This window comes from Kandleria vitulina DSM 20405 (genome assembly GCF_000702065.1).
GTDB classification, from domain to species: domain Bacteria; phylum Bacillota_I; class Bacilli_A; order Erysipelotrichales; family Coprobacillaceae; genus Kandleria; species Kandleria vitulina.
This window is the reverse complement of record NZ_JNKN01000014.1, coordinates 39,582-49,587: the sequence shown is the minus strand read 5'-3', so window position 1 is coordinate 49,587 and position 10,006 is coordinate 39,582. Positions and strand designations below refer to the sequence as shown.

Genomic DNA, 10,006 nt, shown 5'->3' with positions numbered 1-10,006 from the left:
TAGTTCCACAAACTCTTCTCTAAGAATTTTACTTGTATATCCTTTTATTTGTCGCATAATGCCTGAAGGACTTAATGTTGGAGGACAATTCAAGAACATATAAGAATAGTCCTTATCACATTCGATTGCAATAATTTCAATTTCTAACTCCTTACATTTTATTTTGACCAGTTCTTTAAAGCGTCTTTCTACATTTGATATCAGAAAAATTTTACGCCTGTATCTTGGGCAAAAGACAAAATGGTAGTTTATCAAAGATACCGTTGTGTTCGTATGTCTATATTTATTTTCCATACATATACTATATCATAATATATGTACGCTTCCGTTATCTACATACACTTTTTTTATTTTATTCTATCCATCCCACACCTAAAGGAGTGGGCTTTTCGCACAGTCTTTTGTGAACGCAATGAGTCTTTCTTTATTCATTGATGTACCTCCTTTTTTTATTTTATTATTTTAAAGAAAAAAAGAAAAGCGCATTGCTTTTCCTTTTATAAAGTAGTGATATCTACAAGTGAAACGTCACCTTTGTGTTTACTTTCTAATGAATTGATTAACGCTTGAGCAGTATCTAATGAAGTATAGATTGGAATACCTGCTTCTACCGCAAATCTACGGATGCGGAAACCATCTTTTAAGTTGTCATTTCTTGTTGGGATATCAATGACAAGGTCCACTGTATCAGTAAGCATCAAGTCGAAGATTGTATTGTTCTTATCATTAATGCGATTAACCTTATGACATGGTACATCATGTTCTTTTAAGAAGTTATATGTTCCCTCTGTCGCATATAAGTCATAACCGAACATGTAGTACTGTTTTGCGATTGGCAAGAATTCTTCTTTTGAAGAATCTTTGATTGTACAGATGATATTCTTTTTCTTAGGAAGATCAAGACCTGTACCAATGAAGGCTTTGTACATAGCTTCATCCAAGTCTTCAGATACACCTAATACTTCTCCTGTAGATTTCATTTCAGGGCCAAGAGAGATTTCAGCACCTGTGATTTTTTCAAATGAGAAGACTGGCATCTTTACAGCGATTGTCTTCTTTTCTGGAGCTAATCCATAATCATATCCTAATTCCTTGATTGTATGTCCAATGATAACCTGTGTTGCCACATCTACTAGTGGAATACCTGTTACTTTTGAGATATATGGAATTGTACGTGATGATCTTGGGTTAACTTCAATAACGTAGACTTCATCTTCATAGACAATGAACTGGATGTTCATTAATCCCTTAACCTTTAATGCTTTAGCTAAACGTGTTGAGTAATCTACGATTCTTTCTTTCATCGCTTCACTGATTTTTTGAGGTGGGTAAACTGAAATTGAGTCTCCAGAGTGAACCCCTGCTCTTTCTACGTGTTCCATGATACCTGGAATAAGGATTCCGTTATCATCGCAGATGGCATCTACTTCACATTCTTTTCCAGCTAAGTATTTATCGATAAGGATTGGATGATCCTTGATATCAAATTCTTCTGTGATATGTGTGATGAAACGTTTTACATCCGCATCATTTAAGGCAATTTCCATACCTGATCCACCTAGTACGTACGATGGTCTTACAAGGACTGGATATCCTAATTCATTAGCGACTGATAATGCTTCTTCTACAGTAAAGACTGTTCTTCCTTTTGGACGATCGATATGACATTTTTCAAGGATTTCATCAAAACGTTCTCTATCTTCTGCGGCATCAACTGAATTAGCAGATGTACCTAAGATTGGAACACCCATTGATAATAGATCCTGTGAAAGCTTGATGGCAGTCTGTCCACCAAACTGTACAATGGCACCTTCTGGTTTTTCTAGTTCAATGATTGACTGAACATCTTCAGCTGTTAATGGTTCAAAGTATAATCTATCAGCGATATCGAAGTCAGTTGAAACTGTTTCTGGGTTATTGTTTACAATAATTGTTTCATATCCAGCTTTCTTTAATGCCCATACACAATGTACTGAACAGTAATCAAATTCGATACCCTGTCCAATACGGATTGGACCTGAACCAAAGACGATGATTTTCTTTTTATTATGTGTTGGCTGAATTTCATGTTCTCCTCCATATACACTATAGAAGTATGGAGTTTTAGCATCAAATTCGGCTGCACATGTATCTACTGTCTTGAAGGCTGCTGTAATATTGTTTCCTTTACGTAAGTAGTAGATTTCTTCTGTTGTTTTTCCTGTTAATTCAGCGATAACTAAATCCGGGAATTCTAGACGTTTTGCCTGTTTTAATAATTCAGGTGTTAATTCTTCTTCTTTTAATTTGTTTTCTACTTCAATAAGGTGTTTGATCTTATCGATAAACCACATATCAATCTTTGTGATTGAATGAATTTCCTGCATTGATACGCCTTTTCTTAATGCTTCTGCGATAACGAATAGACGTTTGTCATCTACTTTCTTAAGTTCAGCTCTTAACTCTTCAATAGTTAACTCGGCTAGTTCTTCATGATATAAGTAGTAGACATTCTGTTCAAGCGAACGCAATGCTTTCATAAGTGAACCTTCGAAGTTATTGCAGATGGCCATAACTTCCCCAGTGGCTTTCATCTGTGTACCAAGATTTCTTGATGCATCATAGAATTTATCAAATGGCCACTTTGGAATCTTACATACAATGTAGTCCAATGTTGGTTCGTAAGAAGCGTATGTTTTTCCTGTTACCGCATTGACGATTTCATCTAGTGTATATCCCAAGGCAATCTTAGCTGCTAATTTAGCGATTGGGTATCCTGTTGCTTTTGAAGCTAAGGCACTTGAACGTGATACACGAGGATTTACTTCGATAACACAGTATTCAAATGAATCTGGATTTAAGGCGAACTGTACATTACATCCACCATTGATGTTAAGTGCTGTAATGATATTTAAGGCAGATGTTCTTAACATTTGGTAGTCTTTATCTGATAAAGTCTGAGATGGCGCAACGACGATACTATCTCCGGTATGTACACCAACTGGATCAAGGTTTTCCATGTTACATACAGTGATGCAGTTTCCTGCACCATCACGCATAACTTCGTATTCTACTTCTTTCCATCCGGCAATTGATTTTTCGATAAGACATTCTGTTACTCGTGAAAGTCTTAAACCATTTGAACAGATATCGTGAAGTTCTTTTTCATTATGAGCGATTCCGCCCCCAGTTCCACCTAATGTGTAGGCTGGTCTAACAACAACTGGGTAACCGATTTTATTGGCAAATGCGATAGCGTCATCCACATAGTTGACAACTGTTGAAGGTGCGATTGGCTCATGAATACGTTCCATCAAATTCTTGAATTCAAGACGATCTTCAGCCATCTTGATAGTATCTGTATCAGTACCGATTGTTTCTACATTATGTTCTTCAAGGAACCCTTCATCTGCTAATGCCATTGCGATATTTAAGGCATTCTGTCCTCCAAGTGTAGGAAGAATGCAGTCTGGCTTTTCTTTTAGGATTAACTGTTTTACTACTGGTACAGTTAATGGTTCGATGTAGACATGATCAGCCATATCTCCATCAGTCATGATTGTGGCAGGATTGGAGTTGATCAGTACAACTTCCACTCCTTCTTCTCTTAATGCACGACACGCCTGTGTACCTGCATAGTCGAATTCGGCAGCCTGTCCGATAATGATTGGTCCTGAACCGATAACTAATACTTTCTTTATATCATTTCTTTTAGGCATTTTTAGATCCTCCCATCATTTCAATAAATGTATCAAATAAGTAGTTTGTGTCCACTGGTCCTGCACAAGCTTCTGGATGGAACTGTACAGTCTTAATATTTTCATTTAAGTATTCTAATCCTTCAATTGTGTCATCGTTGACATTCTTGAACCATACTTTTGCTTTAGAAGCATCAATTGAATCTTCCTTGATCACATAGTTGTGGTTCTGTGTTGAAATATACACACGATTTGTATGAAGGTCTTTTACTGGATGGTTAGCCCCATGATGACCATAAACCATCTTTTCAGTAGTAAAGCCATGTGCCAATGCCATTAACTGATGCCCTAGACAGATCGCAAAGATTGGCATTTTTGAATCGATAAGCTTCTTGATTTCTTCAATGATTTCTGTACATTCACTTGGATCCCCTGGCCCATTTGATAATAGGATACCATCATATTTTCCATCAAGGATAGCACTTGCAGGTGTTGATGCTGGTACAACTGTTACATCACATCCACGATTTGCAAGTTCACGTGCGATATTGCGCTTAGCACCAAAGTCATATAATGCCACTTTGTATCCGCCAACTTCTCCTACTCTGTATGGTTCATCACAGCTACATCTTGATACAACACCTGTTACCTTGTATGCCTTAAGCTTTTCGATAACTTCATCGATATCATATTTTTTAGTTGTGATCATTCCGTTCATGCATCCTTTATTTCTAATGATCTTTGTGATTGCACGTGTATCTACTCCTTGGATACCTGGAATGTTATTTTCTATCATGTAGTCATTAAGACTCATATTCATTCTAAAGTTTGAACCTAAACGTGAAAGTTCATTCACCACAAATCCTTCCACGAATGGATGTGCTGATTCCTGATCATCAAGTGGTACACCGTAGTTTCCAATTAATGGATAAGTCATAACGACACTCTGACCAGCATAAGATGGATCTGTCAATACTTCGACATATCCTGTCATAGATGTGTTGAACACAAATTCACTGATGACTTCCTTGACTGCACCAAAGCTTTCACCTTCGAATACATGTCCATCTTCTAGTATTAAATAAGCTTTCATTTTATGCCCCCCTACAAAAAAAGACACATCAATAAATGATATGTCTTAAAATGAAATATTAAAAACAAAAGAAAGGGACGCCTGTGCAATTGTGTATGAAGTAATCATTGTTGTTGTCATGGCCATCACCCTTTCTTTTTTTCATAGTATACTTGAACTGCTCTTAAGAATCAATGATTTTTTATTACTTCTATGCAATTTTATCATTGAATTATTATTTACGGTCCTTATTAGCAGCTTTATAAGAATCATAAAGTTTTGTTACATAGTTTCCTGAGAAACATGACATACATAATGAATCACATTCAGCGTTATCTCTGACTGCTTTCTTTAGTCCTTTTTCTGAAATGAACGCTAATGAATCAGCTTTAATATAATCTCCTAACTCTTCTACATTCATACGATGAGAAATCAATTCTTCTACTGTTGATGTATCTACACCGTAGAAACATGGATACTTGATGGCTGGTGAAGCAATACGTACATGGACTTCAGTTGCCCCTGCTTCTTTTAATAAAGAAACAATACGTCTTGAAGTTGTTCCTCGTACAATTGAGTCATCAATCATGACAACACGTTTTCCTGCCACGATAGAACGTACAGCTGAAAGCTTCATACGTACACCCATTTCACGCAATTCCTGAGTAGGCTGAATGAATGTTCTACCTACATATTTGTTTTTAACAAGACCCATTTCATATGGAATACCACTAGCTTCAGCGTAACCCGTTGCGGCAGAAAGTGATGAATCAGGCACCCCGATTACAACATCCGCATCAGCTGGTGATTCTTCAAATAAGATCTTACCACAGCGTTTTCTTGCAGAATGAACATTGACTCCTTCAATATCAGAATCTGGTCTTGAGAAGTAAATATATTCCATAGCACAGATATTGTCGCTTGCTTCCTGATATTCATTCATATAGAAACAAGATTTAAGTTCACCATTTCTGACTCTTACCACTTCTCCTGGCTTTACATCCCTAATATATTTTGCCCCGACAATATCAAAGGCACATGTTTCAGAACTAAAGACATATGCTCCACTTGGCATCTGTCCAATAGATAATGGTCTAAGACCATAACGGTCTCTTGCGGCATATAATCCGCTATCCAATAAAATCAAGAAGGCAAAAGCTCCATCGATATGTTGCAAAGATTTGCAGACACGGTCAATGAATCGCCCGTGATGACGTTTAATCAAATGTCCTAATACTTCTGTATCACTTGATGAATTAAAGATTGATCCACGATCTTCTAATTCTTTTTTTAATACATTCGCATTAACAAGGTTCCCATTATGGCAGATTCCCATTTCTCCACTCAATGTCTTAAATAAGAAAGGCTGCACATTAAGAATACCTCCCCCACCAGCTGTAGAGTAACGTACATGTCCAATGGCTGCATCACCGCTTAATGCTTCAATCTTATCAGCATCAAAAATTTCAGTGACTAGTCCTTCTCCTTTATGAATGTGAAGATGATTTCTTTTTACAAGAATCCCTGCTGCTTCCTGTCCACGATGCTGCAAAGCATGTAAACCATAATATGTCAATCGCGCCGCGTTCGGATCTCCATAAATTCCAAATACGCCACATTCTTCATGAATTTCAGCTAAATCAGTTATTTTCATTTTCATTATATCCCCCAGTTTTACGAATACATTATATAGGGTAAAAGACATGCACGACAAGACTTTTTAAAAGTATTTTATCAATATGAGAATTCTTTATATTGTAGAAATGAAATATTACCCATAAATAGGGCAAAAAATATAGTCCCAGGGGCGGATAACCCTGGGACTTAAACGAAGAATATATTTATATGAAGCGTGTGAATATTTTGTTGCGGATATATAATTTTTATGGCTATTAATCTTTATCGTAATCTAATGCATCAACACCAGTTGTGTTTGATGAAATACGAACTACATCTTCTACATCGTAGATGAAGATCTTTCCATCTCCCATTTCACCAGTGTATAAAGCTTTCTTAGCCGCATTGACAACTGTTTCTGTTGGGATCTTAGAAATGATAACTTCAACTTTAAGTTTAGGTAATAATTTCATATCTACCTTAGCTCCACGATAGTATGTAGTTGAGCCTTTCTGTAAACCACATCCAGAAACTCGTGTAGCAGTCAAGCCGGCAACACCGATCTTGTTCATTTCATCTTTCAATGCACCAAAACGTTCTGGTTTAGTAACAATAACAACTTTTGTGATCTTGCCATCTTTCTTAGAGTAATCAGTTACTGGGACAGTATCTAATTTAACAGGGGCATAATCTTTTTCATCGTATACTTCACCATTACTTAATTCTGATTCAAAAGCAAAACCAGCATAAGCACTTTCTAGACCATGTTCTAACTTATCAAGACCAATGATTTCTTCTTCAGGTGTAACACGTAAACCAATTGTCTTTTTAATAGCAACGAATGTAATTGTCATAGTGATGGCTGTCCATACACCAATAGCAAGTAATCCAAGAATCTGAACTAATAATAATCTTGTACCTCCTCCATAGAAGAGACCAACAACTTTAGAAGCAGTATTGCATCCAAATAATCCAACACAGATTGTTCCTAAGGCACCGTTAGCAAAGTGAACTGGTACAGCACCTACTGGATCATCAATATGTAATTTGTAGTCTAAGAACCAAGTAAAGAAGCAAACGTTGAATCCTGAAAGGATTCCAATGATGAATGCTCCCATGACATTAACAACATCACAGCCAGCTGTAATAGCAACAAGTCCAGCAAGTGAACCGTTTAATGATAAAGCTACATCTGGTTTACCATACTTTAACCAAGTAAAGATCATGACTGTTACAGTAGCAATTGCTGGAGCAACAGTTGTAGTTGAGAAGATTGTCGCTAACATACGACCATTTGTAGCAGCGGCACCGTTGAATCCATACCATCCAAACCAAAGAATGAATACCCCTAATGCACCAATTGTTAAGTTATGACCAGGAATACCATTTGGAGTCTTGTCTTTGTTGAATTTTCCAATACGAGGACCAAGCAATGATGCACCGATCAAAGCTGTTAAACCACCAGCGTAGTGAATAACTGCACTACCAGCAAAATCATGGAATCCTAATGCTGTTAGGAATCCATCTGGACCCCATACCCAATGCGCTTCGATTGGGTAAACAACCAAACTAATAACGAAACTGTAAATACAATAAGAAATGAATTTTGTTCTTTCTGCCATAGCTCCAGAAACAATTGTTGCAGCTGTAGCACAGAACACTAAGTTGAATACAAATAATGACCAGTCAGTATTTGCAAAATCAAATAGTGGACCTTTTAAAATAGGTAACCACCCAATTAAACCATGTCCGGCATCATTACCACAAAGTAATGCATACCCCACAAATAAGAATGCGACAGTTCCTAAGCAGAAGTCCATCAAGTTTTTCATAATGATGTTCCCCGCGTTTTTCGCACGAGTGAACCCTGCCTCTACCATCGCGAAACCAGCCTGCATGAAGAATACCAATGCAGCACCGATCAAATACCAAATCGCAAATATTTCTTTAAGCATATTTTCTTTCCCCCCCTCTTGGTATGACTACATTATAATAGTTTTTTATCACTTTGCAATAATAAATTATTATATCAATAAATAATTATCTATTATAATTTGTATTTTTACCGATAAAATGGGGATATTTTAATTATAAATTTTTATCATTTTAATAAATATTATTGGTAATATAATAAAAAATTATCACTTATAATAAAAAAAGCGAAGCATTATGCTTCGCTTAATAAAATTATCTCATTGTAGTATAACCCATTAAATAGTCATCAACGCTCTTAGCGCAGCCTCTACCTTCTGTAATTGCCCATACGACAAGAGACTGTCCACGACGTCCATCTCCAGCCGCAAAGATTTTAGTGTCTCCGCACTGATAGTTATCTTTAGCGTCAATTGTATTACGTTTAGTGACATTTAAGTTGAAAGCTTTTGAAACATAGCCATTGATGCCGACAAATCCAGCCGCAATGATCAATAGATCACAATCCAATGTTTTTTCGCTGCCTGGTACTTCTACAATCTTACCTGCTTCAAAGCGTACCTGTACTGTAACGATTTTCTTGATTGCGCCTTTTTCTTCAATAACTTCCTTAACAGTAGTTTCATAGACACGAGGGTCGTGTCCAAAGACTGCAATTGCTTCTTTCTGCCCATAGTCAGTCTTCTTGACATTTGGCCATTCTGGCCATGGATTATCTGCTGTACGTTCTAGTGGTGGTTCTCCCATCATTTCTAGCTGTACAACGCTTTTGGCATGCTGACGGATGGCTGTAGCGACACAGTCATTTCCTGTATCCCCACCACCAACGATAACGACATGTTTACCTTTTGCTTCTGTGTCATCTTTTTTAGCCAATACGTTCTTTGTAGAGGCAGTAAGATAGTCTACGGCGTAATGTACACCTTTTGTCTTTAAAGAGACACCTTTAAGCTTACGTGGTTCTTTTGCACCTACGCATAATACGACTGCATCATAATCAACTAATAATGCTTTTACCTTTACATCTTTACCAACATTAGCTGAAGTAATGAAATGTACGCCTTCTTCTTCCATGATCTTAACACGACGGTCGATGACAGACTTATCAAGTTTCATATTAGGAATACCATACATTAATAATCCCCCAACACGATCTTCTCTTTCATAGACATCGACACTGTGTCCACGATGATTTAATTCATCAGCGCAGGCAAGACCTGAAGGCCCACTTCCGATCACAGCGACTTTCTTTCCGCTTCTCTTGGCAGGGATTCTTGGTTTCATTAACCCAGCTGCATAGGCTGATTCGATAATATAGTTTTCGTTATCATGAATAGTGACACTTTCTCCATCAACACCGTTTAAGCATGCTTTTTCACATAGAGCAGGACATACTCTTGATGTAAATTCTGGGAAATTGTTTGTCTTTAACAGACGAGATAAGGCATGGACAAGATGTCCATGATAGATTTCATCATTCCATTCTGGAATGAGGTTATGTAATGGACATCCGACCACTCTATTTTTTATTGACAAGGCAGACTGACAATATGGTACCCCACAGTCCATACAGCGTGCCGCCTGGTTCTTTCTTTCTTCACTATTTAAAGTTGAATGGAATTCAAAGTAATCTTTGATTCTTTCATCAATATCCCTTTCAGGATTTGCACATCTTTCGTATTCTAAGAAACCAGTTGGTTTTCCCATA

At 37.1% G+C, this 10,006-nt stretch carries 6 protein-coding genes; all 6 read right to left on the bottom strand.

Going from position 1 to position 10,006, the window contains the following annotated elements; translation table 11 throughout:
* On the bottom strand, window positions 1–294 hold a 294-nt coding region (gene tnpA, locus T513_RS11960), incomplete at its 3' end, for an IS200/IS605 family transposase (protein ID WP_080703111.1).
* A 203-nt stretch (window positions 295–497) separates the two neighbouring features.
* The gene (gene carB, locus T513_RS0105010; RefSeq protein WP_031589239.1) at window positions 498–3,698 is read right to left on the bottom strand and encodes a carbamoyl-phosphate synthase large subunit; all 3,201 of its coding nucleotides are present in this window, start codon (window positions 3,696–3,698) and stop codon (window positions 498–500) included.
* On the bottom strand, window positions 3,691–4,770 hold the full coding sequence (locus T513_RS0105005; protein ID WP_031589238.1) for a carbamoyl phosphate synthase small subunit: 1,080 nt from the start codon (window positions 4,768–4,770) through the stop codon (window positions 3,691–3,693). Before T513_RS0105005 ends, carB begins: the two co-directional genes overlap by 8 nt.
* 214 nt (window positions 4,771–4,984) lie before the next feature.
* The gene (purF, locus tag T513_RS0105000; protein WP_031589237.1) at window positions 4,985–6,409 is read right to left on the bottom strand and encodes an amidophosphoribosyltransferase; all 1,425 of its coding nucleotides are present in this window, start codon (window positions 6,407–6,409) and stop codon (window positions 4,985–4,987) included.
* Window positions 6,410–6,641: 232 nt separating this feature from the next.
* Complete coding sequence (locus T513_RS0104995; protein WP_031589236.1) at window positions 6,642–8,321, bottom strand: ammonium transporter; 1,680 nt, start codon at window positions 8,319–8,321, stop codon at window positions 6,642–6,644.
* A gap of 232 nt (window positions 8,322–8,553) precedes the next feature.
* Complete coding sequence (locus T513_RS0104990) at window positions 8,554–10,005, bottom strand: glutamate synthase subunit beta (protein ID WP_031589235.1); 1,452 nt, start codon at window positions 10,003–10,005, stop codon at window positions 8,554–8,556.
* Window position 10,006 lies beyond the last annotated feature (1 nt).